Source organism: Bradyrhizobium sp. CCH5-F6, from assembly GCF_001556045.1.
GTDB lineage: Bacteria > Pseudomonadota > Alphaproteobacteria > Rhizobiales > Xanthobacteraceae > Bradyrhizobium.
This window is the reverse complement of sequence record NZ_LSIC01000197.1, coordinates 65,676-90,106: the sequence shown is the minus strand read 5'-3', so window position 1 is coordinate 90,106 and position 24,431 is coordinate 65,676. Positions and strand designations below refer to the sequence as shown.

Here is a 24,431-nt window from a genome sequence, read left to right as displayed (position 1 = left end):
ATTGATTGATTTCAGGAATTACCGGATGTTGCAGCTGAACAAGTCCACCTCAGAGATCAATCGCGAATTCGCTGAGACACAAGGCTCTCCGTTTCAATCGCTGACCTTGCATTTGGATGTCATCCGGCATCAGTTCCCGACAATTGTCGCGATCATATCCGCCTCCCTGATCCTGGCGCTTCTCTATCTCTTTACCGAAGCTCCGCAATTCACCTCCACGGCTTCAATCGTCATCGACACCCGCAAAGTACAATTGTTCCAACAGCAATCGATGCTCGGCGATGTGGCCCCTGACTCCGCGTCGGTGGAAACGCAGGTCGAAATTCTCAAGTCCGAGAACATCAGCTTGGCGGTCATTCGTGACTTGCACCTGACGGAAGATCCGGAGTTTCTCGGCAACGGCGGAAGCCTGATCGGGTCGATCGGCAATTTCTTTTCCGATCTGTTCTCCAGCGGCCGCGCCGGTTCCGAGTTCAGATTGCAGCGCAAGGCTCTGCAACGATTTGAGAGCAATCGCACCATCAAGCGCCTCGGTCTCACATACGTCATGGAGATCGGCTTCACGTCGCGTGATCCAGCGAAGGCGGCGCAGATCGCCAATGCGATCGCCGACGCCTACATCGTTGACCAGCTGGAAGCCAAGTACCAATCGACGCGTCGTGCCAGCGTCTGGTTGCAGGACCGCATCAAGGAGTTGCGCGCTCAGGCATCCGCGGCACAGAAGGCGGTCGTCGATTTCAAGACGGCCAACAACATTGTCGATACCGGCGGGCGCTTGATGAACGAGCAGCAGCTCGCCGAAGTGAACAGCCAACTGGTTGGGGCCCATGCTTCGACGGCCGAGGCCCGGGCGCGGTTGGACCGCATCAACGATATTCTGAAGCGCGAAATCCCGGACGCGGCAGTGGCGGATGCTCTTCGGAACGAGACCATCGTCAAGCTGCGAGGTCAATATGTCGACATGGCCGCCAAGGAAGCGATCTGGGCAGCCAAGTATGGCCACGATCATCTTGCTGCGGTGAACCTGCGTCGCCAAATGGACGAGATCAAGCGCAACATCATCGACGAGCTCAAGCGCATTCAGGAGTCTTACAAGAGCGACTATGATATCGCCGTCACGCGCGAGGAGAGCATCAAGGCCAGTTTGGCCACTGTAGTCTCGGAGTCCCAGCTGACCAATCAGGCGCAGGTTCGGCTACGCGAGCTCGATAGCAATGCGCAGTCGTATCAGGCGATGTACGACAATTTCCTGCAGCGCTACATGGAATCGGTCCAGCAGCAATCCTTCCCGATCAGTGAAGCGCGCGTGATCAGCGCAGCAACGACACCGCTGGTCAAGAGCTACCCAAAGACTCTCATCGTGCTGGGCGTGGCTCTTTTTGGCGGCCTGGTGCTGAGCTTCGTCCTGGCGATCGTGCGCGAGATGATGGACCGGGTGTTCAGGACGACCCAACAGGTCGAAGAGGTGCTCGGTGCGAATTGTATAGCGCTGCTGCCGACGGTGAACGCGGCTGCGACCAAGGACGCCGGGGCAAAATTGCTGAATTACGTCGTTGATCATCCTCTCTCGCGCTTCTCGGAAGCGGTACGCTCGACCAAGGTGGCAGTCGATCTGAACTCGATTGTTCGAGAGAACCGCGTGCTGGCGGTTACGTCGACCCTTCCGAATGAGGGCAAGAGCACGCTGTCTGCCAACCTTGCGCAATTGATGGCCCATGGCGGTGCGCGCGTTCTCCTGATCGATTGCGATCTCCGCAATCCCTCGCTCTCGCGCGCGCTGACGCCCGACGCGGAGATTGGGTTGGTCGAGATCCTCGCGCACAAGGACAAGTTGGAGAAGGCCTTGACGGTCGATGCGCGAACGGGGCTCTCGATTCTGGCGGCAGGTACGACCTCCAAGCTTCTTCACACCAACGAGATACTGGCGTCAAAGACGATGCATGGCCTCATTGGCGAGCTGAGGGGCAAGTTCGACTACATCGTGATCGACATGCCGCCCATGGCGCCGGTGGTGGACGTGCGCGTGACGTCGACTTTCGTTGACTCCTACGTCTTCGTCGTGGAGTGGGGCAAGACGCCGATGGATGTCGTCAGGCACAATCTGCGTGGTTCTCAGGAAATCCAAGACAAGCTGCTTGGCGTCGTGCTCAACAAGGCGGATACGAAGCGCCTTGCTCGCTACGAGTCCTATCACGGCCGTTATTATTACAAGAAGAACTATGCCCGTTACGGCTACGTCGACTAGCATGGGCGAGGTTTGGCGGAAATGCTGCAGGGGCGCATTGCTTCTGACGGGTATCGCTGGAGTAGCCTGGTCACTGATCGTGTTGCCATCGTTCTGGTCCGATCTGCAGGTCAGCTCCGTCGCCACGCACATCCTGGTCGGTGAACGGCTCAAGCCGGGGACGGTGGAGCCGATCGCGGTGCGTATGGACGCCGGCTCGCCATCGGGCCCTCTCTACCCTAGTCTGGTGCGAGCCCGGGCGCTGATTGCACTTCGCTCCGCCGAGGAGGGCCTGCTGGGAAAGGGTTCCCAGGACCTGGACCGCAGATTGTCGGCTGCGGAGGACAAGCTGAAGTCGTCGTTGATGCTCAATCCGGCCGACGCCTTTCTTTGGCTGTTGCTGTACTGGGTGAAGAACGAACGTGACGGTTTTGACGCGGGAAATATTCGCTATCTTGAACAGTCGTATGCGGCCGGACCATACGAAGGCTGGATTGCGCTCCGTCGCAACAGGCTGGCGCTTGCGATATTTCCATTGCTTGGCGAACAGCTGCAGCAGAAGGTCGTTGCCGAGTTCGCTGGCATGGTCGAAAGCGAGTTCACCGATGATGCGGCACGCAACCTGACGGGAGTCGGTTGGGCTCAGAAGGATAGACTGCTGGCGAGCCTCGGGGGCGTCAGCTTGGTCGCCCGTGAAGCCTTTGCGAAGCGGCTGGCGTATGAAGGCGTGAAGGCTGCCGTGCCGGGGGTCGAGTTGCCTGAAAGGATGTGGCGGTAATGGTTCGATCGCTCATTCGGCTTGTCGTGCTGATCTGCATGGCTCCGGCCTGGACATTGGTCCAGAACCTTCCGTCGGCTCACGCACAAGGCACCAAGCCGAAATTCATGATGCAAGGCGCCGCCGACACATCGGAATCGCCTGTCATCCGTGACGGCGCCAATCGTCCTTGCCTCAATGTCGAGGCGGCCGCCAAAGGGCATGTCGCGAACGGAGAACTGATGGATCATATCGTCAGCGTCAAGAACAACTGCTCTCGAATGATCAGGGTCAAGATCTGCTATTACCATAGCGATCACTGCAAGGATGCGACCGTCTACGGCTATCAACGCGTCGACACGATTCTGGGAACGATGAAGATGTCGACGTTCAGATATTCACTATCGCAAAAATGAACTTGCCGCACTATCCGCTCATCTAGTCGCGGGGGCCTCGAAAAGCTCCAGGAACTTTCTGGCGTCGTCTTCGCGCTGAACGAGCAGCGCTGCTCGATTGTCCCTGGCTTCGTTCAGAACGGCTTGAAAGTCAGCGTCCGACCGTTCCCACGCGAGGATTTGTTCTGCGATCTTGTCCAGATCTGATGCGCTCGGATCGAGCAGCAGTTGTTCCGGCACCATGTTGGCGATGCATCCACGGCAAGAGGCGGCAACGACGATGCCTGCCATCTGCGCCTCGTATATGACGACGGGCTGCGCCTCGTTGACGTACCTTGTCGGAAACACCAGGACGTCTATCGATGAGAGGAAGTTGGTCTTGGCGTCATCATAGACGGGCCCCACATATTCGATTCCATCGATCTCGCTCGCGCGGCGCTTGATGTAGCGCTCGATTTCGAGATCGGAGCAGGGACCGGCGATTCGTGCCGTCAGGCCGGATCCGCTCTCTCGTAGTCGAGCCATCAGGTCGAGAAAGCGGTCGATGCCTTTCTCGAGCGAGATGTTCGACAGATAGCCAATCGAGTTGAATCTCCGCTCAGGGCTCCGTAGCTCGGCCGCGGGCAGGTCCATGAAGGCCAGGTTGGAAATGACGACCGTTCTGAGATGTCCGCCATACAGCTCCGAAAGCCTCGTCGCCATTCTGGGGCAGAGCGCAATATGAAGCTGGTCGGCGCCGGCCATGCGGACGATGGACGCCAGGATGGCGCTGCGCTTCGTCAGATATGCAAAGCTGTGATGATGGAACGCGATCGTCTTCCCGAGCCACCGTGCAAGGACGACGATCAAGAGGTCATAGAGCAGTCCATATCCGCCGGACAGAGAGAGGTAGAGGATCGAGGCATCGGGGTGACGAAGGATGGTCCGTCCGCATCGGACGTAGGCCCGTGCGCGATTGAAATGATGCCGCCACCCACCGGCAGCATCGCCCGGTGAGGTGTTCCCGAGCGCGAGTTGAAATCCAGCAGCGCGCAGAGTGTCGACCGCTCGCTTGGTGATGAGCGCTGCGCCATGGACCGGCGGAGGAAGGGGACCCGCCACAACGATCATTTTACTGGGCACGGCGTCGGTCGCTCAGCATGTCGGCACATGAACAATCGATGGCGAGAGCAGCATCCTGGCAAGAGGGCGCCACGGCTCCCCAATGCCACCCAATTGACCGTAGAGGCGGGTCATTGGGCGTGCCCGGGATGCGGCTGCGAGCCGTGTCCGAGCTTATGTGACTGTAAAGGTGGTTCGGTGAAATATCCTGGCGGTCTTCGGGATGTCCCGCTGGTGAACCGCCGGATTGCCGCCGATCATCGAATATTCCCGGGGCGCGACGTGGGTTACGACGGCGCCCGAAGCCACAACGCAATTGTCCGGGATGGTGACGCCCTGCAGAATGATCACGCCTGTGCCGATCATCGTGTAGGCTCCTATCGTGATAGGAGAGCATGTCTGCCGGGCGGACATTGGATTGACCCCATGGGTCAACAACTGGCTGCGGAAACCGGCGAGACCGCAGAACTGACGAAACTCGATCCGGTCTGTGCAATCGATGTAATGCTGGCTCATCACCAGGCTCGCTTTGCGCATGATGAGGTCCGAACGTCGCTTCGTTCTGCTTCGGAAGGCCGGCGAGTTCAGGCGAGTTGACAGTCCACCTATCCAGTTCAGATTGCCGATGACCGCATCTTCGTCCATCTGCAACCGATCGAGCCGGCCGATATAGTTGAGATGACCGATGTAGGTCTTCGCTTCCAGGATGCATTCGTCGGCAAGGATCAGGGAGAGACCGATTCGTGCGTCGCGATGGATGGAAAAACCAGGGATCGCGTTGAGGACCAGCCGACGGACTCTCCAGGGGAATAAAAGGAATAGAACTTGAATGACGATTTTCAGCATAGTCGTTCCTTGCGCCCACCCAAAATAGCCGAAATGGCTGCGGTTTGGTCAAGATCTCGGCCTTAAGGTTATTTCGACAGTGTATCGCCTCGAGCGTGCGAATTCACCAGCCCGCAAGCTAGGCGGCTTCGGCCGGACAGTTGAGCTTCTTCCGGATGAAGATCATCAAGACCGTCTTGAAGGCGTGAGGCGTAAGGAGCTGAATGAGTTGGAACGCACGGTAGATGCCGCGGTTGTTGGCGTGGTAGGCCGGCTCCGCATCCCAAGCATATACGAAATGGTCGAACCGCGCGGGTGGGAAATACCTCCGTAGGGTAGCCGGCGTATTCAAGCGATAGACCGCCGGAAAGATGTCCTCATCCTTGCGCTCGGGTTGTGCCGAGCTGAGTATGGTGCGGCTAATTCCACTCGGGATCAGGCGGTTGGCCAGTGCGATGTAGCCGTACCTGTTTGGGGTCCGCGCGCAGATCCAGCCGCCGGGCTTCAAGAGCCTGTCCATCTCGGCGGTGCTTTGGGCCGGATCCGGGATATGCTCGAATGTGCAATCCGACAGGATGATGTCGGCGCAGTTGGCGGGCAGAGGCGCACGTCCCGTCGGATCCAGGAGCATCGCCTCGTCCAGCGACGGATTGGTGAAGACGGCTTCGTCGACGTCCAATCCGATGACCTGGGCAACGCGTCCCTTGAAGTTGCAGAGATTGCGACGGTACTCCGAGCTGACGTCTTCATGGATCATGCCGCGGCCTGCGCCGAAATCGATCATTCTGGTGCTCGGCGTCACGAGGGCATTCACGCGTTGGTAAAACGCAACCGTGCCGTCGATTCTGGTAAATCCGCCAACAGCTAGTTCCGGGAAGAAAGTTGAATGCATGGGACTCACTGACGCTGCTGCGCCCAAGAGAAATGACGGCCAGATATCCAGGCAGTTCTCGTCTGAACCACGGCCGGAATATTCTAGACCGGTGGACGGGACGACGACCCGCCGTGATACAGCAGATCCTGATAGGCCGAGGTCTCGCGAATTTCGAACGCGCTCGGCAGGTCTATTACGCTGGCGTCTCCGCGGCTGAGCCGAAAATTCACTTTGCCCGGCACGAGCGGAATTCGAAACGACGTGATTCCAGCTTTCGCCTTCAGGCTCTTTGAGCCCTTCGCGGTCGCTATCGTGAGCTCCCCCGGCTCCTTCAAGAACGCAAGCAGCTCAATGTCGTTCTGAGGCGGATCGGCAAAGCGACTGACCAGATTTGTTGCGAACCTGAACGGTTGAGCAGAGCCGGTCCCAGGCGCCTCGGTGGACTCGATCCGGTGAAAATAATAGAGCACGTCTTCAGTGATCGGCGGCATCGTGCCGTTCTTGAACCAAGCGATATAGAACGCAGCGAGATCATAGAAGGCATATTGAATGCTGGTGGATGGTCGAATTTCGGATCCTTCGGAATAGTCGTTCCAGGTCGCGATGTTGACCGCGTCGGAGCCGATTTCCATCGCCGCGGCCCATGAAGCCCGGAACAACTCACTGTTATGACATTCCGAGAACCAGCGATTGTGCGGCCGGAAGTCCTGGGGCCACACCACGGATGCCCAGACCTTCCCAGCCTGTTTGGTCAACTTTCCCACCTTCCTAAGAAGGGGGACGTCGCTCAACTTGTCGACACCCCACATCGATGCGCCATCGATCAGCTCCATGAAATCGACAGTTCTGCGGACATCGAGAAATGTAGGATAGAAGAATACCTTCTCTCCGCCGGCCGTCAGTCGTTGCAACAATTCCTTCCATCGGCCGACGTCCCACTGCTCGGGAGAAAAGGCCCCCAGGATCAGTCGGCCGTCGGATTGGCGCGCAACGTGGGGGTTCCGCGCCAGCTTGAGGACTGCGTCGGCGATCGCATCGACCGGTGTCTTCACCAGAATTACGGTATCGATCGATAGTATGACTTCAAATCCCGGCGGGCCCTGTTGGGCGGCCTCGAGCATGTTGCGCAGATGAATCATGTACGGGGAGCCGTCGTCTATGCCTCCCATGTTGAACAGGAAACCATCCAGCCCGATGTGATGCGCGGCCTTGATCTCATCAAGCATATCAAGCACGGCCCAGTTTGCTTCCGGGCGTGGGGGGCGAGGCAGGGGCCGTTCGCGAATGAAGCCGCCTTCGGCCCGAAGTTTGCCTTGGGTCCCGTCTGGCGACATATAGTCGGCATACTGATCCTTGTCCGCCGGCCAGTTGTCAAACGAGGTCGGAAACCAGTGCCAGTGAGCGTAGACTTTCTTGGTCTTCGTGTCCGTACCCGTCGCGGCCGCCACCGAGGCCGGCATTGAAGATGTTCCCGCGAGGAGGATACCGGTGGAAAGAAGCTGACGCCGGTCCATGCGGGCGCGCAGCCTGAGATCGTTGTTAATCCGGGCCGGTGGAAAGGACATTCAAGTAAGTATTCCGTTGATATCTTCTATATATTACAAGGATATCTTACCTGAGTTTTGGCCGCAAGGTGAACGAGTTCGAAGCGTTAACGCGACCGAGACTAGTATTGTGCGATCTGCGTCGAAGTTGAACTGCGGTGCTGCGCTCTTTCCAGAGCCCGCACTGCGGAGCTTGACGAACTCCAATGTATCCAGGCTATGAACCAGTTCTCGCGTAGTGCAGCCGCTACCCAATTGCATGTGACGCCGAAGAGCGCCTTCGACTATGCCGTGATGGGCTTAGGCGGCGCCTACCTGCTCCTCTCGTTCACCCAGGCTTGGTCGAGCCCACGTGCGTCGTTGATCGCAGCCATGATACTCGGCGTGAACGGGATAATTTCCCTGTTCGGATTGAAGATCGCTCTGGCCAGGTCCTACCTGCTCTTCGTCGTCTTCTTCGTCTTCAACCTGCTGTTTCTGGCCGTGGCGCCTCTTCAGCAGATCGGAAACGACTTCGATCCAATTCTGGCTGACGTAAGTCTCGTTGTGCCGGCCAGCGTGCTTTGCACATTCATGACGATCGTGGGCCTCTGCTTCGTCATCTATCGTCCCTTTCGAACTCCCGAACCCCGCCACAACCGGTTTCTCGACAGAAGCCTCGCCGCCGAGCCAAATCCGAACTACAGCCTGTTGGCAGCTGCCTCGATCGTCATATCGCTGGGATTGGTCGGTTATCTCGGCTCGTCATTGCTTCAGGTGAATCGCGAGGCGTTCGGTTCGGTGGTCGGCGAGAGCAAGATGATCAACATTCTGGTCACGGCGTTCTTCCGGCCGTTCACCCTGGTTGCTCCCGTCATCGGTGTGAGTGTCGCCTTGGCTCGCCGGGACACGGGCTGGGTGACGTGTTTTGCAGTTCTGCTTCTGGCGGGTCTCTTCATCAACAACCCACTCATTTCCGCGCGATTTCGCTCCTCGACATTGATTGTATTCTGCGTGCTTGCGATCTTTGGTCCAAGAAGCGTTCGTCTGTTCCTCGTTACCTATTTCGCCGGATTGCTGGCCTCGCCCATATTCGGATCCATTTTCCGGTACGCGAACGTCTCTCTCGATCAGCGGCCGTTCTCCCAGTTCTTCGTTCATCCCGATTTCTCAGGCCTCGATCTGTTCTGCTACGCCATCATGTGGGTCGAAATGAAGGGCTTGGAATGGGGATCGAACATCATGGGCGCGCTTCTGTTCTTCGTTCCTCGCGACCTATGGGCCGGGAAGGGAAGAACGGTCGGTGAGATCATGCATGACTACATCTTCATCCTGAAGGGCTTCGGCACCGACAACGTTTCGGCTCCGCCGCCGATCGAGGGCTATTTCAGCTTCGGGATTGTTGGGGCGATGCTGATGTCTGTCGCGATCGTCTATGTTCTCGACCGGGTAGAACGTCGCGGCTACGCGGCCCAAAGGCTGTCGCCCCTGTACTTCATTCTCTGTCTTTCGCCCATGCTTTGCATGATCTTGCTTCGCGGCCCGTTTCAAGTGGGGTGGTCGGAATGGGCGATCCATAGCTCGACCGTCATGGCTTCGGCGGTCATGCTGCTCCTCACCAAACGCGCTGTCTATGTTCCTGCACCCCCCTCAATTCGCCGCGGGGCAATGCCGGAGACGTCGCAGAACTAGGCGGCTAACCGGGCTGCGTCCGGATACGGCCCGAGGCTCCCTTGAATACGACCCAAATTGCCGCGGCTCCATTGGCAATCGCCAGGGACACGAACGCACCGGTAACTCCAAGAGCCAGGCAACTGGGAATCGCGATGACGGCGGTTATCGCCGCGGAGATCAAGCTGCCGGCTTGCATCAGCCCCAGCCGATGATTGGCCCTTAGCCACATGCTCACAGTCGCAAGTGCGAGGGCGAAGCTCGTCGAGATCAATGCAACGGGGATGGAGCCTCCGAGCGCGACATACTTGGTTCCGAAGATGAGAGAGGCCGCGTCGTTGCCGAACCAAATTGCCAGGACGGCCAACGGAAGGGGAGCGAAGACGATCAGAGCCAGGATGAGCAGGTGAGGGGTTTCAATCTGGCTGATCTTCGCGACTGCAATGCGTGGCGTGATGAATCCCGAGAGCCCGCCGAGCAACTGAGCGAACGGGGCTATGACGGCGAACATTAGTCGATAACTTGCAACGGCCTCAGGCGAGCCCAGAAACACGAACACGAAGGGGTATATGTTCGTCGTCGCAAGGCCGAGGAGGTTGTTGATCAGGAACGAGTACCCGGCACGGAAATGCGACTTCAGGGACACGTTCTGGTCGTCGTTGAGTTTGCGGGGAATGTTTCGCCAGGCTGAGACGAGGAAAACCAGATTGCCGAGGATGAAGGGTACGGTGTAGGCGAAGTGCGATTCCAGATTGACGTGGGGAAGTATCCAGGCCGACACGATCAGGACGGTTGCGTAAGCCGCTGCTGCGATGGCAGAGGCTTGCACGTGCCCCTGAACATGCATAATTCGCCGAACAAACTGCACCGGACCGGCAAAGCTGAAGAACAAGCAGGCCAGAGCCACGACGGTGAGCGTTTGCACCTCGTGAGTTCTGCTGCTCAAGACGAGTGCGCATCCTGCGGCCAGTGAGAGACAGCAAAAGGATACATTCACCGTCCACAGGCGCGTTAAGAACGATCGTTGACTGGCCTGTGCGCTGATTCCAGTCGCGATGATGGGATCGCAAATGACCGCGTGATGGCATCCGATGAGAATGAGATAGCAGGTGTATCCAAGGCTCAGTTCGGCGAACTCGGCCAGCGGCAGCCGACGCGCAACCATCGCCAGGTAGAAGAAATTGGAGAAGCTGAAGATGACCTGTTCGCTGCCCAGAACGAAGTATTTGATGAGGTAGGTTTTCATCGTCCTGAAATTGGATTGCGGCCAGCGGGCGCTAGGGTCATAGCGCTGGGGCCCTGGTTGCGCAACGTTATAGGATGATGAGGAGCCCTGGTGAGGGCCTGTTTGAAGACAAAGTTAATTGCCTGATCGTCATTGAGGGAATGAATCACGATCAGGCGCGCGCCATACGATCGGTGACATCGCAGAATGAATCGGCTGCACCCGCTGGCGGGTGAGCGGGGCGAGACATCAGTAGGCCACGGGATCGCGGGTCACTTGTACCACGGTGCGCAAGATGATCTTCGCGTCGAGCCAGATGCTCCAGTTGTTGATGTACCACAAGTCCAGGTCGACCCTGGCTTTCATCATGTTGACGGTCAGCGTTTCGCCGCGGTAGCCGTTGACCTGGGCCCAGCCAGTGATGCCTGGTTTGACGTGTTGGCGAAACGCGTAGTTGCTGATGACCTGCTCATACTCCGAGTTGTGCGCAGCCGCGTGGGGGCGGGGGCCGACCAGCGACATGTCGCCCAGCAGGACATTGAAGAGCTGAGGCAGTTCGTCGATCGAGGTCTTGCGGAGCCATCTGCCGACCGGGGTTACGCGAGGATCGTTCCTGCGCGCCTGCAGAATGATTGGTCCATCTTCCAGCACGCGCATCGTCCGGAACTTGTAGATCCTGAAGGCGCGACCGTTGAAGCCGTTCCGGGTTTGCCGAAAGAGCACCGGGCCGTTCGATGTGCATTTGATCAGGATTGCGGTCATCAGCATGACCGGTGCGAACACCAGCAGGCCGAGGCTGGCGCCGATCAGGTCGAACGCACGTTTGAGAGCCTGCTCTTGCCGCGAAATTGGTGCGCGCCGTATCTCGGCAATCATGCTGTTTCCGGCCGTCGTGACCGGGTAGCGCAAAAACCTCGAAACATCCGGATCGGAGACGAGATTTACCGGTATCGGAAGGATTCTCAGCGCGTCCGCGATCATGTCGATCGCGTGCCCATGATCCCACCTGAGCAGCAGGAACACCTGTTCGATCTGGTTCTCTCGCGCATAGGCGATAAAGTCGTCAAGGCGCGGACCGATCGACGGAATCAGCGACGGCGTAGTCAGGCACTCCGGGCGGAGCTCCATGACGCGCGTGATCCGGTAGCCATGCTGTGTGAGTTCTGCCATTGCCTCTGACGACATCAACCCGCGCTCAGCGATCGCCACGGCGCGGCGCCTGGCGAAGGCGCCACCGTTCCGCAATGCAGTCGTGACAAATCGCGCAATGGCCGCCTTTGCCAGCAGAAGCAGAACTGGAGCGACCAGGTAGAACGAGATTATCGTGCCGCGCGAGATCTGATTGCTGGCCTTCATGGCGAAGGTGACAACGATCAGCACGCCGAACAAGGCGGTCCACGTTGCCAGTGTCTTCTTGAATAGCCGCGGCAGGTCGGTAAAGTTTTTGAGAGCGTAGCCGTGCTGAACCTTGATCAGAAGTATGAAGTTGACCGCAACGACGAGGCTGAGCGCGGCGTAGACGTCGAGTTGGTCGGGCTCCGGCCGTGCATAGATCTGGTATCCGGCAGCACAGCCAACGCCGCTTGCCACGATGATGATGGCGTCGGCCACAAGAGCCAGGAGTTCAACAATGTGCGGTCGCCACCATCTCACTACTAAGCTTGCGCGTGCCGGATTCGCCTCATCGAGAATGTGAATTTCGACCGGACTGTCCGCGGCGGAGGTCGGGCGGGCCGATGCAACTGTCATAATATGAACTCAGGACAAGGAAGATCGGATTGGGTGTTATCAGGAAAGGCCGTAGCCGAAACAAGACGAATGAAAAAATAACCCTACTTCTTGTGATCTCATTATCCTAGTTCTGCCATTTGGAATACAAAATTCGAAGGCCGGAAGAGGATACGTGCATGCGTCACCGACGGCGGCGATCAGGATCAACGGTGACGCGCCGGGTGGCGATTGGTCTCGCGGCGCTGTCCGCAACCGGCCTTGTTATCTTTGCCTTGGTTCCTGATGTTACGCCCGTCCACACCCCCGCCGATTCCTCGTTTCATGCCAGCTTTTTCCTGGATGGGCCGTACTCCGCTCGCTTCGCTGGGGAGATGATTGCTGCCAAGGAGGGCTATTTCAAGCGCGGCGTCACAGTGAGAGCCGTTCCGGACGATCCCAATTTCGTCGAAGCGGTTGCGAGGCAGAATGCAATCGGGGTGACCACCGGCCAGAAGTTCTTGCTTGCCGTTTGGGCAGGGGCTCCTGTCACTGCCTTTGCAGCAAGCTTTCTTGATACCTCGGTGGCGATTTTTGCACTGGAGCGGTCGGGCTTGCATCGCCCGGACGACCTGATCGGCAAGCGCATCGGCTGCCGCGAGGGGAGTGAGGCCGAGGTCGTCTTCGACGCCATGATGGCCAAGCTTCGACTGCCACGTAGTCAGATTGTCAAAGTTCCCGACCGAGCTGACTTCCAGGCATTAAGATCTGGGGATGTGGACGCGATCGTTGTCCCGATCGATCAGCAGCCTGGCCCGACAAGCGCGGACTACGTCCCATTGAGCGTTATGAAGCCTCAGGACTATGCAATCCACGTGCCTGGGCAGGTTTATTTCGCCAGCAACGATCTGATCCGAGACCGGCCGTCCGCAATTGCCGATCTGTTGCACGGCCTGGTTCGCGGTTGGCAATTTGCCTATGCCGATTACAGCCGGGCGATTCCGATCATTGTCGATTTTGACCCGTCGAGCCTCGCTCCTGAGCGCGTCAAGTTTGAATTGGAGCAGCAGCGGTCGCTGGTGCTGCCTGTTGGCGCACGAATAGGCGAATACGACGAAAGTCGATGGCGCACGCTGCGCGACATCCTGGTTTTCGCGGGTCTTGGCAGGGAAAACGCCCCGCTGTTTCAGGCTGTCAGCACACAATTCATCAGGGGCGAATACCGGCGAGCGCCGGAAAAGGAAGGCGCCGGCGCCTTTTAGCCGACCCGATTGGACATTCCGGCTGCTGGATGGGTCCGTATGGTCCGTTGCCTTTTTCTGATCCCGTTGATAAACAATAAACACGATATCCGGCTGGATTTTGAAATATTCTAATTTGGCGCATTTTGTCGCCGGTTGGCGAGCGCAGGGGAAGGCGATGGCAAAGCAGACTATCCGGCGTTTGGGGTTGTTGGTATCGGCAATGGTCTTGTTGGCCGGGCCGCAGGCAATCGCTGCGATGCAGTTGCCGGCACCCCTAGTCTCGACGCCAGTCGAACACGTACTCCCAGTCACCTTCTGGGCTCAATCATATCCTTACCGCTATGTGCCGCGGCGGCGTTGCCCTCAAGTCCGCGTGGAGACTCCCTACGGCTGGTATTTGGACCGTGTCTGTATGGCGGGGACCAGCCCGGTCCTTCGCCGGGCTTACTAGGAAGGGCGTTTCTCGGAAAGCTCCAACTGCTTGTCACGTTTGACCGCCCTTGACGGTGCGCGTTCATCATTAAAATGGTCATTTCTTTACTCCGTTAATGAGAGCTGCCACCACCCCGCAAGCGAAAGCGCAGTGAGCGAGAGGCTGACGCCTTGCGCAAGCGCACGTTCTGGCCCGAAGGTTCACGGACTGCGGGGCGAGCTCGGTCAGGCTGCGAAGACCGGCGAAAGCCGTGGCGTGTCGATGCGGAGCGAAACTTTTCGTTCCGATGATTGGCAGGCCAAGCGTAGTCCCCTTGATTTCGCATCGGAGTTCAAGCGGCGATTGGCCGCTGCGACAGCGATCGTTCAGCGGAGGCTGTAGAGCCAATGCGGTGATGCTTGGCTGTCTCGAGTTTTGGATACGAGTTGTCGTTCAGGATTTGGATTGAATGCGTATTCTTTTGGTCGGCATCAATTACGCTCCCGATCTGATCGGTGTGGCCAAATACAATACGGAGCTTTGCGAAAACCTTGTTGCCGAGGGCCATGAGGTGAGGGTCGTTACAGCGCCTCCCTACTATCCGGCCTGGAGCATCCCCGCCGGTTCGAATACCTCCTATTTCAGGCGCTCGACGATGGGGGGCGTGGGCGTCATGCGAACGCCGATCTACGTTCCCAAGCAGCCGACCGGTGCAAAGCGGCTGATCCATCACCTGTCTTTTGCACTGACAAGCTTGGTGCCGGTGCTGATCGATGCATATTACTGGCGGCCCGACATCATCATTTCCGTCGCGCCGTCGTTGATGTCGGCCCGATTTGCTTCCTTTGTTGCTCGTCGCATCGATGCCAAGTCGTGGCTTCATGTGCAAGACTTCGAAATTGACGCCGCATACGGTCTGGGTCTGCTACGGAATGCTTCACTGCGGAAGCTGATGCTCAAGGCCGAGGCGGCGGTCCTCAGATCGTTTGATCGCGTTTCCAGCATTTGTCCGCAAATGGTGGAGCGTTTGTGGGACAAAAACGTTGATCCGCAAAGATCGACCGAGATCCGAAACTGGATCGACACGGATGTGATAGTTCCCCGTCCGAAGCAGACCAAATATCGCACATCCCTGAATATCCGCGAAGATGACGTCGTTGCTCTCTACGCTGGGACCATGTCGGCCAAGCAAGGACTTGACCTCCTCGTCGAAGCCGCCGCTCTTCTTCGGCGCAATCCGCGACTGCATTTCATTCTGGCTGGCGAAGGGCCACACAAGGCAAGACTGGTGGACATGGCCTCTGACAACCCGAGAGTTCATTTCCTGGGACTGCAGCCGAACGAAAGCTTCAACGAATTGCTGGCGACGGCTGACCTTCACGTCGTCCCGCAGAGGGCGGAGGCGGCCGATCTTGTACTGCCGTCCAAGTTGGGGGCGATGTTTGCGTCCGCGCGTCCCGTCGTCGCTATGGCAGCACGAGGCACGGGGCTTGCTGCCGAAGTGCAGGGTGCCGGTTTGCTCGTTCCGGCGGGAGACGTTCGATCGCTTGCAGATGCCATTCTTCAGTTGAGCGAAGATTCTTCTCTTCGCGAGAGGCTCGGTGCAGAGGGACGAAAGCGTTCCATCGAGCGTTGGGACCGCCGTACCATCGTGCGTCGCTGGATCGAGAGCATGAGTTCGATTTGCGGTCGGCCGGGCAGATCTGAACACGGGCCGGGTGTGGTTTCCGGGAAGGCGACGACATCGATCAATGACGCTCTTCCCCTGTCCTGACGCAACGCGGCGGGATGTCTCCCGCGTTAACGATCAGTCCCGGCTGCGATTGACCTGCATGAAAGGTCGCTTCTACATGTCTCCGGTGGTTGAGGCATTCTATCGTCACCGTATTTGCTTCCAATCCCGGCGGTCAACGGCAGGTTTTCGCATATGAGTGGGCGTGTTGCGCTAATTACGGGCGTTACTGGACAAGACGGTGCGTATCTCGCCGAGCACCTCATATCGCTCGGTTATGTCGTTCATGGCATCAAACGGCGTTCGTCTTCGTTCAATACGGCTCGTGTCGATCACCTATATCGGGATCCGCACGTTGGTGAGGTGCCGTTCCTGATGCACTACGGCGACATGACGGATTCCACCAATCTGATCAGGCTCGTGCAGCAGATCAGGCCGACGGAGATCTACAATCTGGCGGCGCAGAGCCATGTCGGCGTCAGCTTCGAGAGTCCTGAATACACCGCGAACGCCGACGCAATCGGGGTGTTGAGGCTCTTGGAGGCGATCCGCATCCTCGGCATGGAGAAGGAGACGCGGTTCTACCAGGCATCGACGTCCGAGCTGTATGGGCTGGTGCAGGAGATCCCGCAGAAGGAGACAACGCCGTTCTATCCGCGCTCGCCCTATGGTGTGGCGAAGCTCTACGGATACTGGATCACGGTCAACTACCGCGAAGCCTACGGGATGTTTGCCAGCAACGGCATCCTGTTCAACCACGAGAGCCCCATCCGCGGCGAAACTTTCGTAACCCGCAAGATCACGCGCGCTGTGGCCCGCATCGAAGTCGGGATCGAGGATACGCTTTACCTGGGTAATCTCGAGGCGAAACGAGACTGGGGGCATGCCAAGGACTATGTCGAAGGGATGCACTTGATCATGCAGGCGGATAAGCCGGACGATTTCGTGCTTGCCACCGGCGAGACCCGCTCGGTGCGCGAGATGGTCGAACTCTCCTTCAGGGAGGTGGGACGCGAGATCGAATGGCGCGGCAAGGGCGTTGATGAGATCGGCATCGACAGAAGCAGCGGCAAGACGGTGGTTCGAATCGACCCGACCTATTTCCGGCCAACCGAGGTGGACATTCTGGTTGGCGATGCCAGCAAGGCGAACCGGGTGCTGGGTTGGAAGCCGAAGCGTACGTTCGGTCAGCTCGTGCACGAGATGGTGGCAAGCGATCTGAAGGATGCAAGGCGGGAGCGATCGAGTGCCAGCCACGGAGTTTGATCTGAAGGGCAAGAGCGTCTACGTCGCCGGGCATCGGGGGATGGTCGGTGCTGCGCTCGTGCGCAGGCTCGCGCAAGAAAACGTACGGTTGCTCACCGCGAAGCGAACCGAAATCGACCTCATCAACCAAGCTCAGGTGTTCGATTGGTTCGCAAGGATGCGGCCGCAGGTCGTGTTCGTCGCAGCGGCCAAGGTGGGAGGAATTGCCGCGAACGACAAGCTTCGCGCCGAGTTCATCTACGAGAACATAGCGATCGCGGCTAACGTCATCCACGCTGCACATGCAAACGGAGCCGAGAAGCTGATGTTTCTTGGTTCATCCTGTATCTATCCGAAGTTTGCGCCTCAGCCGCTGCGCGAAGAGTCGATCTTGACTGGTCCGCTTGAGCCGACGAACGAGCCCTATGCCATTGCCAAGATCGCGGGCATCAAGATGGCAGAGGCTTATCGGCGTCAATATGGCTCTGACTTCATCAGCGTGATGCCGAGCAATCTCTATGGCCCTGGGGACAACTATCACCCGGAATATAGCCATGTCGCTGCGGCCCTGATCCGACGCTTTCACGAAGCCAAGGTCGCCGGCAGCAAGAGCGTCGTCGTCTGGGGCAGCGGCTCGCCGCGCCGCGAGTTTCTCTTCGTTGACGACATGGCGGATGCTTGTATCCACCTGATGAAGAACTATTCCGACGAGAGGCCGATCAACATCGGGACTGGCAGCGACGTTACCATCGCCGAGCTCGCCCGTATGATCGCCGGTATCGTCGACTATCAGGGGGATATCGTCTTCGATCCGACGCGCCCTGACGGAACGCCGCGAAAGCTGCTCGATGTCGGTCGTCTCTCAACACTCGGGTGGCGGGCCAAGACTCCGTTGGAAGCCGGAATACGGCGCGCCTACGAGGCCTACCTGACGACCCAGGCATCCGCCACAGACCATCGCTGAAACATAGTCCTCCCTCTGTCGTTCGAATTTACCAGAATGCGCGAGTTCCAGAAGTTGGATCAGTTTCGTGTGCCGCCGGGGTTTCGCGGACGGGGACCGGTCGTCGTGGCGCTTTGGCAGCTCGTTCAATCGACGCTCTTTGCACTTTCGCCTCAGCCCTTTTTTGGCTGGCGTCGCTTTCTTTTGCGCCTGTTCGGAGCAAAGATTGGCCGCAAGGTGCTGCTGCGTCCGACGGTGCGCGTGACCTACCCCTGGAAGACCGAAATAGGGGACTTTTCCTGGGTCGGTGATCACGTCGAGCTGTACAGCCTGGATCGCATTTCAATCGGCTCTCATTCGGTCATTTCGCAGCGGTCCTATCTCTGCACGGGGTCGCATGACATGGACGACCTCGCCTTCAGCTACGTCACGGCTCCTATCACGGTCGGCGATCAAGTTTGGATCGCCAGCGATGTGTTTGTTGCGCCGGGCGTCAAGGTGGGCAGAGGCGCCGTCATCGGCGTGCGGAGCACCGTACTCAAGGACGTTCCTCCCGAGGTCGTGGCCATGGGCGAGCCCGCGCGGGTGGTGCGCAATCGCCTCGCGCCCGGTGCGGACAAGTCCTGCGATGCACTCCCGGAACAATCCGATCCGCGCTGCTAATTGGCTTGAGCAACAGGTCTCGGACTCCTGATCCTGAGTCATCTTCCGGCGGACGACGTGCAGTTGATCAAGCACCATCCGACCGACTTCATCGCAGAGTCCCGTATGAACAGCACCGGCTCGTCGCGGTTTTCGGAGCTTCGGTCGTGGCGAATCGACTGCCCGACTGCCCGACGAATTACGCGCGACACCTTTGGTTCTAGCGCGCTCGCGGATCAGCTTACATGCAAGCTGCAATCAAGCTAAAAATCAACTTGAAGTTTAGACAGGCGTGCTGCTCTTGCGAGCTGTTCTCAGGGCAAGAGATTTGCAGAAATCCTTTTGCATTCTCAACCCGGCCCTGGTGGCAGGGCCTGGGGTCGGCTGACTAGGGTTCCTGCGAAGCAGCAAGGTCTAGGTGCGCTTCCACGGGATTGTCCGAAGATCACGACCTCCGATCTGTGTGCTCGGGGCTCGGCATGGCCGCTCCTCGGTGAGGTCTTCCGCAGCCAGCAACCCACAGCTTTTGGCGTTCCAGACCAAAAGTAGCGTCGCAGCCGTCCTCGTTTGACCTCAATCGAAAAGTAGGAAGATGTACACCCGGAAAATGCAACCTTTGCGGTGATGTCTGGGCGACGATCCACGCGCCCGAGGGGAGTGAATGCCTATTGATCGCTACGCCGAACACTCGGAAAATCGAAATGGGCTAGAGGCAGAGCCGAGGGAGCGGCTGATGCCAAGAACTCTCCAGGAACAATTGGACGAGGTTGAGCGCGATATCAGACTCTTCACGGAGTTTGATAGGGCAGAGAAAGCTCGGTTCAATCGCGAATCCTACCTGTGGACTGCCGAGGACCGCATCGAGTGGCAGGAGACACAATCTGACAATGCTCGACAACTACGAGAACTCCTCGACGAGCGTGACGCCTTGCGCAGCCAGCTGGATCTGTAAAACCTAGGATTGTGGTTTCTGCAATCCGCAAGGGAGAAATGGCGGCTCTCCCTTATTCTGCTTCAACCATGCCACCGTTTCAATCTTACCCGCATTCGCCGTTTGATTGCTTTGTCGTGCGCGATGTTGTTGGGAGACACGGCACGCGCAGTCGGAATGATTGATCAATCCGGCAGCAGACCGCTGCTGTCGGAGCGCGAATCGTCAGTGCGAACGATGTGGGCTCGGGCGCATGTGGCCGCGCAAGCGTGCGGTCTTGGAAGGTCCATGACGGCAGCCGGATACAGCTCGTCCGTTTCGGTCGGGATGTCGGTGATATCTGTGAGCCGGAGCCGACGCGGCGGTGAAGCCGCGCGCGCAGTGACGTGTTGCGCATGACCCGTCTTAAATACGATCCGTTAAGCCAGCCTGTTCTGGCGCTAAATAGCTGAAATCAAGGCGCTCCGGCTTCCTACCGGACGTACCAATACCCCCACCAGCGCTGGGAAACCGGGCGCGCCTGCGCCTTCATGGCTGCGACTTCCTCGACCGGCCGGACCTGGGGGCCGTACATCGCGGGCGGGTAGACGTCATCCCACAGCACAACTCCGCCTTGGACCGCGGCCGACCGATGTGACGGAGCAGGCGCGAGCTCGGCGGCAGGCGCGACGGATGCCGTCAAGGTGAGGCCGAGAGCAGACAGGGCAATGGATGGAATAATGGCGCGGAAGTTCATTGGATTGAATCCCTCATGCAATGCGATGCGAAATAATGCGACGGGTTCCGGATGGTTGCAAGGGCATCGGCCGGCTGATCGGACCGAATCGCCCGTTGAGGCCGGCAAGGCCCGCTCCAAGCACTCCGCGACGAGAAAGGCTCGAACCCGCATGATCGCAAATGCATCTCCTCGACTCTGATACGCAGTTTCCGGCCGAGATAAGAAAGTGAGGGGACGATCAGACGGGGCATTGACTTGGATGCACGCGTGAGGTCGAGGCGTGAACAATCTTTCGGCGTCGGAAGCCACCGGAGAATCATGATGTCGACACACTGCTCGGTCTTGATCTGTCCCCGGATTATCCGGGACGACTCTCCATGACTTCTGCACTTGTCTCTGCTTTCATCTTTGGCGCTGGCCTCATCCTGGGATACGTATTGCGCGCGTGGCGCGTGCAACGACGGGTTGCAACCTCATCCGGTCGGACCTCGACCCCCACTTCAACGTTCGGCCATGCCCGACGCGCCTTTTAGGTGCGATCCGGTTTGGCGACGGGGCGCGGGGTTCTCACTAAATCGAATGGGGGCGTGATCGCATGAGTGAGCCCAAGAAGGATGCGCCTCGGCGCTACATCGTGGATGGCGCGGGACAGCGCGTGCTTGTGGGTCTGTCCATCTCGGAGACCATCGAGTTCGAAGCGCTGGACAAGCCGGACACGCATCCGGGCGCCGACTTGCTTGGCGAGGCTGGTCGGGTCCGTCAGGCCAAGCACGGCGAACGTTGGGTGGAGCTCTACGTCAAGCACGAACGAGCCTGGAGCGACTGGATGGCCCGGACGCGGCTGGAGAAGCCGCCTCTGCTCAACTAGCGCGCCATCGGGGCGAAGCCATATCGCCCATCAGTGGCAGGCGGTTGTCGCCACCTCACACCGCGAGCATTCGGCTTCCCTGGATGCTCATCAGCGTGAGGTTGCCGGTCGCATAGGCGCCGGTGTCGATGTTGACGCGGTTCGCCAGGAATTCGGCGTTTCGGACCGGCGTGTGACCATGGACGATATACTTGCCGAACTGCTCCTCGCTCCGGAGGAATTCTTCGCGAATCCAGAGCAGATCGCGCTCTGACTGCTCGGCCAACGGGACGCCCGGGCGAACGCCGGCGTGGACGAAGAAGAAGTCCCCGCAAGTGAAGCTCAGCCGCAGATTGTCGAGGAATTCCAGATGTTCGGCCGGCATCGCGCGGATCAAATCGCGCATGATCGATGCCGGCTCATCGCGCTTGAGATCCGGCGGCGCAAGCCCGTAGGACATCAATGTCTGCGTGCCGCCGAAAGCTATCCAGTCCTCGAACAGCGAGGGGTCTTCGAATACCCGCACCAGGAACGCCTCGTGGTTGCCCTTGAGGAAAACCGCATTTCCCCGGCGGCTTCGCTCGACCAGCAAGTCTAGGGTCGAGCGCGTATCCGGGCCGCGATCGATGTAGTCGCCCATGAAGACTTCGATGGCATAGCGCGGCCGGCTGTGGGCAACGTCGGCGTCGATCACCCGCAGCATGGGCTCGAGCAGATGCGCGCAGCCGTGAATATCCGAGATCGCATAGATGCGAACTCCGTCGGGCAATTGCGGCTTGGGAATGGACGGACGTGGTCGTGCGAGGGGTTTCATGGCGCTCAATCGATCGGGTGGTCGAAAAAAGTCCCCAAGTCGTCGGCACCGGAGAGCTTCCTCCAACACGAACAACGCGAGTTCGGTGGGGCCGCGCCTTGTTCTCCGACCGGATCACGCCAAAAGAAGGGCGCGGCATTTTTTGCCGACCTTGCTTCGTAGCGGATTGCAGGAACAAGATCGGCGCGCCGGAATTGCATCGCTGTGCGGCAAAGCTGCATGGCTCGGCGCAGAATTTCGTATGCATCCATAGATGGAAGTTCGACGAGATTCCCGCGGCTGAATCGATGTGCTTCGGCGAAGCATCGCAGCGCCTCATACTTGAGCGAATAGACGCTCATGCAACGACCGGGCGCCCGCATCGGATGCAGGACTTGATTCAAAATGCGGCAGTCCGCCCGCTCGTATGTCAGCACTGTGACGACATTTTCGGCGCGTCGAATTTCACCGCGTATTTCAACACGACGCATCATCCGTGCGTCGCAAAAGTTTTTGCGTGCAGTGCCACAATGTCGCTGCGATCAATCAACATTTTCAGAGCGGGGAAGTGACGAGTCTTCAGCATCACGATGAGCGTCAAGCACTCTCTCGACAAGCAGAGGTTCGAATGGCTGTTGCAACTTATGGTTCTGAGAACGCTCACGCGCTGTCATCTGCGCGTGGCGGCGCTCTCCAGAGGCCCTTTCAGATCGTCGTCATCGCCGTCGACTTCCTGTTGATCCTGTTGAGCTATGCGGCGGGGGGAGCGCTGTATGGTGTGGCAGTCCCGTCACCTGCCGACGGCGCCTCGGTGGGGGCCGGGTTGTTCGTCGGCGTGGTGTTCGTCGGGATCGCCTATTTCCGGGACGTCTATTCCACGCACCGCCTGCTCAATCTCGTATGGCAGCTTCGAATGGCGGTGATTATCTGGCTGACGTCGCTCACGATCCTTGCCGTTGCGGCCTTCTTGCTGAAATCGACCGACAATCTATCGCGTGGCACCGTCATCGTGTTCGCCATGATCGGCGGCCTTGGCTTGATCAGCCTCCGCTTCGGCTGGCAGGCCGTGTTAGGCATGAGCTTTGCGAGAAGCCGGTTGGTCGACCGCAAGGTGATCCTGCTCAGCTTGAAGCCGCTCGACTTCACCTCGAACCGCTTCAAGGATCTGCGGAGGAATGGCTTCGACGTGATGCGCCATTTCGTGCTCTCAGCCGACCGGGAGGATGGCCAATGGGAGCGACAGATCCGCGACGTCATCCGTCAGTCGCGCTCGGCTGATGTCGACGAATATCTGCTTGCCATCGACTGGAACGAATTGCCGATGCTGCGCAAGCTGGGGCCGTATTTGCGCGCTGTCCCGCAGCCCATTCGCCTGCTGCCGGACGACCCGGTCGCTGACCTGGTGACCCGTCCCTTTCTGCCGGTCAGCGGAACCGTTGCGGTCGAGATCCAGCGACCGCCGCTCACGATTCTCGAGCGGCTGCAGAAGCGCTGTCTCGACGTCGGCGTCGCGCTGTTCGCGCTGGTCCTGCTGACGCCGCTTTTGCTGACCGTTGCCGTGCTGATCAAGCTGGATTCGCCCGGAACGGTCATATTCCGGCAGTCCCGCCGCGGCTTTAACGGCAAGCCGTTCGAGATCTGGAAGTTCCGAACCATGACCGTTTGCGAGAACGGAGAAACGATTGCCCAGGCCACCAAGAGGGATGCTCGGGTCACCAAGATCGGGCGCTTCCTGCGCATGACCAGCATTGACGAGCTGCCGCAGCTCTGGAACGTGCTGCGTGGAGACATGTCGCTGGTCGGACCGCGTCCGCACGCGCTCGCCCATGACAACTACTACGACGAACTCATCAGCAAGTACGTCTACCGCCATCACATGAAGCCGGGCCTGACGGGCTGGGCCCAGGTCAACGGATTCAGGGGAGAAACGCCCACGATCGATCTGATGGAGAAGAGGGTCGAGTACGACGTCTGGTACGTCAGCAACTGGAGCATCTGGCTCGACCTGAAGATCATGGCCCGCACGGCGTCCGCCGTGATGTTCCAGGAAGCCTACTAGTCGTTTTCCGGACTATGGGGATCCCCACCCGCCTCAGGTTCCATTGCGTGGGGACTTGCCGATCAGCCGCATGATCGCATCGCGCAGGGCCAGCAGCGGCGGCACGAGCACGAAGAAGGTCCCCATTGCAACGGAGACGATGACGTGGCGAATCGAGAAAGGTTCGTCCTGCTCGATCTCGCGCCGGTTCGGCTCGATCGGCGCCGGTGAGAGCGTCGTCGTCATAGGCTGCCGAAGCGGCTTGCGCGGGGGGACCACGATCAACACGAATAGAATGTTGAGCAGAACCCAAATCGTCAGAATCGTAAGCGCGATCAGCATCCGAGCCACCGGAAAGGAACTGCGAGTATGAGGCGAGATTAGCCTCAGGGCACCGAGAAGGAAAGGTGCCTAAATTTTCAGCACTTGAGGCATCAAGGCCAGGATTGTCTCGTCTCTTCGACGGATGGTAGCCAATGTCCTAGTCACCATCTTGTCGTCAATCGTTGCTTTTGGCTAGAGCAATAACCGCAAGTTGTGGATTCCGGACGAATACGGAGGCAGCGAGCCGGAGGCGCGCGGAC

The 24,431-nt window shown here is 58.8% G+C and carries 22 protein-coding genes; 12 read left to right on the top strand and 10 right to left on the bottom strand.

Going from position 1 to position 24,431, the window contains the following annotated elements; genetic code table 11:
- The first annotated feature begins 25 nt into the window (after positions 1-25).
- The 3 genes from AX729_RS34445 to AX729_RS34435 are packed head-to-tail and all read left to right on the top strand — an operon-like array spanning position 26 to position 3,397.
- Entirely contained in the window at positions 26-2,245 is a 2,220-nt protein-coding gene (locus AX729_RS34445; RefSeq protein ID WP_061028794.1) for a polysaccharide biosynthesis tyrosine autokinase, read from the top strand.
- 37 nt (positions 2,246-2,282) lie between these two features.
- The gene (locus AX729_RS34440) at positions 2,283-3,002 is read left to right on the top strand and encodes a hypothetical protein (protein ID WP_156457364.1); all 720 of its coding nucleotides are present in this window, start codon (positions 2,283-2,285) and stop codon (positions 3,000-3,002) included.
- Positions 3,002-3,397, top strand: a complete 396-nt coding sequence (locus AX729_RS34435; RefSeq protein ID WP_061028790.1) for a hypothetical protein — start codon at positions 3,002-3,004, stop codon at positions 3,395-3,397. The genes AX729_RS34440 and AX729_RS34435 overlap by 1 nt, the downstream gene beginning before the upstream one ends.
- An 18-nt stretch (positions 3,398-3,415) precedes the next feature.
- Here AX729_RS34435 and AX729_RS34430 read toward each other — a convergent pair whose 3' ends face one another.
- The 4 genes from AX729_RS34430 to AX729_RS34415 all read right to left on the bottom strand — a co-directional run bounded on the left by AX729_RS34430 (position 3,416) and on the right by AX729_RS34415 (position 7,741).
- Positions 3,416-4,225 carry a glycosyltransferase family 4 protein gene (locus AX729_RS34430; protein ID WP_197433744.1) on the bottom strand — a complete coding sequence of 270 codons (810 nt, stop codon included), beginning with the start codon at positions 4,223-4,225 and terminating at the stop codon, positions 3,416-3,418.
- Between the two features lie 426 nt (positions 4,226-4,651).
- On the bottom strand, positions 4,652-5,323 hold the full coding sequence (locus AX729_RS34425) for an acyltransferase (protein ID WP_061028786.1): 672 nt from the start codon (positions 5,321-5,323) through the stop codon (positions 4,652-4,654).
- Positions 5,324-5,441: 118 nt separating this feature from the next.
- Positions 5,442-6,221: a class I SAM-dependent methyltransferase gene (locus AX729_RS34420; protein WP_156457362.1), complete on the bottom strand. Its 780-nt coding sequence runs from the start codon at positions 6,219-6,221 to the stop codon at positions 5,442-5,444.
- Between the two features lie 56 nt (positions 6,222-6,277).
- Positions 6,278-7,741, bottom strand: coding sequence for an endo-1,3-alpha-glucanase family glycosylhydrolase (locus AX729_RS34415; RefSeq protein WP_082770609.1), 1,464 nt, complete (start codon positions 7,739-7,741; stop codon positions 6,278-6,280).
- Between the two features lie 198 nt (positions 7,742-7,939).
- Between AX729_RS34415 and AX729_RS34410 the strand changes: the two genes are divergently transcribed.
- On the top strand, positions 7,940-9,391 hold the full coding sequence (locus AX729_RS34410; protein WP_156457361.1) for a hypothetical protein: 1,452 nt from the start codon (positions 7,940-7,942) through the stop codon (positions 9,389-9,391).
- A 4-nt stretch (positions 9,392-9,395) separates the two neighbouring features.
- Here the strand turns inward: AX729_RS34410 and AX729_RS34405 are convergent, their stop codons facing one another.
- Both AX729_RS34405 and AX729_RS34400 read right to left on the bottom strand, forming a co-directional pair.
- Positions 9,396-10,616 (bottom strand): lipopolysaccharide biosynthesis protein, encoded by a 1,221-nt coding sequence (locus AX729_RS34405; protein ID WP_061028780.1) that lies wholly within the window; start codon positions 10,614-10,616, stop codon positions 9,396-9,398.
- 228 nt (positions 10,617-10,844) lie between these two features.
- Complete coding sequence (locus tag AX729_RS34400; protein ID WP_082770608.1) at positions 10,845-12,344, bottom strand: undecaprenyl-phosphate glucose phosphotransferase; 1,500 nt, start codon at positions 12,342-12,344, stop codon at positions 10,845-10,847.
- 191 nt (positions 12,345-12,535) lie between these two features.
- Here AX729_RS34400 and AX729_RS34395 point away from each other — a divergent pair, with 191 nt between their 5' ends.
- From AX729_RS34395 to AX729_RS34370, 6 genes are all read left to right on the top strand, one after another.
- A complete protein-coding gene (locus tag AX729_RS34395) occupies positions 12,536-13,564 on the top strand; it encodes an ABC transporter substrate-binding protein (RefSeq protein ID WP_245325500.1) in 1,029 nt (342 codons plus the stop codon).
- Positions 13,565-14,427: 863 nt separating this feature from the next.
- Positions 14,428-15,732, top strand: coding sequence for a WcaI family glycosyltransferase (locus tag AX729_RS34390; protein ID WP_061028776.1), 1,305 nt, complete (start codon positions 14,428-14,430; stop codon positions 15,730-15,732).
- 153 nt (positions 15,733-15,885) lie between these two features.
- A complete protein-coding gene (gene gmd, locus AX729_RS34385; protein ID WP_061028774.1) occupies positions 15,886-16,956 on the top strand; it encodes a GDP-mannose 4,6-dehydratase in 1,071 nt (356 codons plus the stop codon).
- Complete coding sequence (gene fcl / locus AX729_RS34380) at positions 16,937-17,899, top strand: GDP-L-fucose synthase (RefSeq protein ID WP_283807830.1); 963 nt, start codon at positions 16,937-16,939, stop codon at positions 17,897-17,899. Before gmd ends, fcl begins: the two co-directional genes overlap by 20 nt.
- A 36-nt stretch (positions 17,900-17,935) precedes the next feature.
- A complete protein-coding gene (locus AX729_RS34375) occupies positions 17,936-18,541 on the top strand; it encodes a putative colanic acid biosynthesis acetyltransferase (protein ID WP_061028770.1) in 606 nt (201 codons plus the stop codon).
- 640 nt (positions 18,542-19,181) lie between these two features.
- On the top strand, positions 19,182-19,472 hold the full coding sequence (locus tag AX729_RS34370; RefSeq protein WP_245325499.1) for a hypothetical protein: 291 nt from the start codon (positions 19,182-19,184) through the stop codon (positions 19,470-19,472).
- A gap of 451 nt (positions 19,473-19,923) precedes the next feature.
- Here the strand turns inward: AX729_RS34370 and AX729_RS34365 are convergent, their stop codons facing one another.
- Positions 19,924-20,187: a hypothetical protein gene (locus tag AX729_RS34365; protein ID WP_061028768.1), complete on the bottom strand. Its 264-nt coding sequence runs from the start codon at positions 20,185-20,187 to the stop codon at positions 19,924-19,926.
- 577 nt (positions 20,188-20,764) lie between these two features.
- Here AX729_RS34365 and AX729_RS34360 point away from each other — a divergent pair.
- Entirely contained in the window at positions 20,765-21,037 is a 273-nt protein-coding gene (locus AX729_RS34360; RefSeq protein WP_061028766.1) for a hypothetical protein, read from the top strand.
- A 55-nt stretch (positions 21,038-21,092) separates the two neighbouring features.
- On the opposite strand, the gene AX729_RS34355 is transcribed toward AX729_RS34360, so the two are convergent.
- Both AX729_RS34355 and AX729_RS40205 read right to left on the bottom strand, forming a co-directional pair.
- Positions 21,093-21,830, bottom strand: coding sequence for a metallophosphoesterase family protein (locus AX729_RS34355; protein ID WP_061028763.1), 738 nt, complete (start codon positions 21,828-21,830; stop codon positions 21,093-21,095).
- A 5-nt stretch (positions 21,831-21,835) separates the two neighbouring features.
- The gene (locus AX729_RS40205; protein ID WP_156457360.1) at positions 21,836-22,303 is read right to left on the bottom strand and encodes a hypothetical protein; all 468 of its coding nucleotides are present in this window, start codon (positions 22,301-22,303) and stop codon (positions 21,836-21,838) included.
- A gap of 134 nt (positions 22,304-22,437) precedes the next feature.
- On the opposite strand from AX729_RS40205, the gene AX729_RS34350 reads away from it, so the two are divergent.
- A complete protein-coding gene (locus AX729_RS34350) occupies positions 22,438-23,868 on the top strand; it encodes an undecaprenyl-phosphate glucose phosphotransferase (protein WP_061028760.1) in 1,431 nt (476 codons plus the stop codon).
- A 33-nt stretch (positions 23,869-23,901) separates the two neighbouring features.
- On the opposite strand, the gene AX729_RS34345 is transcribed toward AX729_RS34350, so the two are convergent.
- The gene (locus AX729_RS34345) at positions 23,902-24,189 is read right to left on the bottom strand and encodes a hypothetical protein (RefSeq protein WP_061028757.1); all 288 of its coding nucleotides are present in this window, start codon (positions 24,187-24,189) and stop codon (positions 23,902-23,904) included.
- Positions 24,190-24,431: the final 242 nt, after the last annotated feature.

Excerpts from the sequence above, each read along its gene's own strand:
- AX729_RS34445 (WP_061028794.1), top strand. The coding sequence starts at position 26 with ATGTTGCAGCTGAACAAGTCCACCTCAGAGATCAATCGCGAATTCGCT.
- AX729_RS34435 (WP_061028790.1), top strand. The coding sequence starts at position 3,002 with ATGGTTCGATCGCTCATTCGGCTTGTCGTGCTGATCTGCATGGCTCCG.
- AX729_RS34425 (WP_061028786.1), bottom strand. The coding sequence starts at position 5,323 with ATGCTGAAAATCGTCATTCAAGTTCTATTCCTTTTATTCCCCTGGAGA.
- AX729_RS34415 (WP_082770609.1), bottom strand. The coding sequence starts at position 7,741 with ATGTCCTTTCCACCGGCCCGGATTAACAACGATCTCAGGCTGCGCGCC.
- AX729_RS34410 (WP_156457361.1), top strand. The coding sequence starts at position 7,940 with ATGAACCAGTTCTCGCGTAGTGCAGCCGCTACCCAATTGCATGTGACG.
- AX729_RS34405 (WP_061028780.1), bottom strand. The coding sequence starts at position 10,616 with ATGAAAACCTACCTCATCAAATACTTCGTTCTGGGCAGCGAACAGGTC.
- AX729_RS34400 (WP_082770608.1), bottom strand. The coding sequence starts at position 12,344 with ATGACAGTTGCATCGGCCCGCCCGACCTCCGCCGCGGACAGTCCGGTC.
- AX729_RS34390 (WP_061028776.1), top strand. The coding sequence starts at position 14,428 with ATGCGTATTCTTTTGGTCGGCATCAATTACGCTCCCGATCTGATCGGT.
- gmd (WP_061028774.1), top strand. The coding sequence starts at position 15,886 with ATGAGTGGGCGTGTTGCGCTAATTACGGGCGTTACTGGACAAGACGGT.
- AX729_RS34375 (WP_061028770.1), top strand. The coding sequence starts at position 17,936 with ATGCGCGAGTTCCAGAAGTTGGATCAGTTTCGTGTGCCGCCGGGGTTT.
- AX729_RS34370 (WP_245325499.1), top strand. The coding sequence starts at position 19,182 with ATGCCTATTGATCGCTACGCCGAACACTCGGAAAATCGAAATGGGCTA.
- AX729_RS34365 (WP_061028768.1), bottom strand. The coding sequence starts at position 20,187 with ATGAACTTCCGCGCCATTATTCCATCCATTGCCCTGTCTGCTCTCGGC.
- AX729_RS34360 (WP_061028766.1), top strand. The coding sequence starts at position 20,765 with ATGAGTGAGCCCAAGAAGGATGCGCCTCGGCGCTACATCGTGGATGGC.
- AX729_RS34355 (WP_061028763.1), bottom strand. The coding sequence starts at position 21,830 with ATGAAACCCCTCGCACGACCACGTCCGTCCATTCCCAAGCCGCAATTG.
- AX729_RS40205 (WP_156457360.1), bottom strand. The coding sequence starts at position 22,303 with ATGATGCGTCGTGTTGAAATACGCGGTGAAATTCGACGCGCCGAAAAT.
- AX729_RS34350 (WP_061028760.1), top strand. The coding sequence starts at position 22,438 with ATGGCTGTTGCAACTTATGGTTCTGAGAACGCTCACGCGCTGTCATCT.
- AX729_RS34345 (WP_061028757.1), bottom strand. The coding sequence starts at position 24,189 with ATGCTGATCGCGCTTACGATTCTGACGATTTGGGTTCTGCTCAACATT.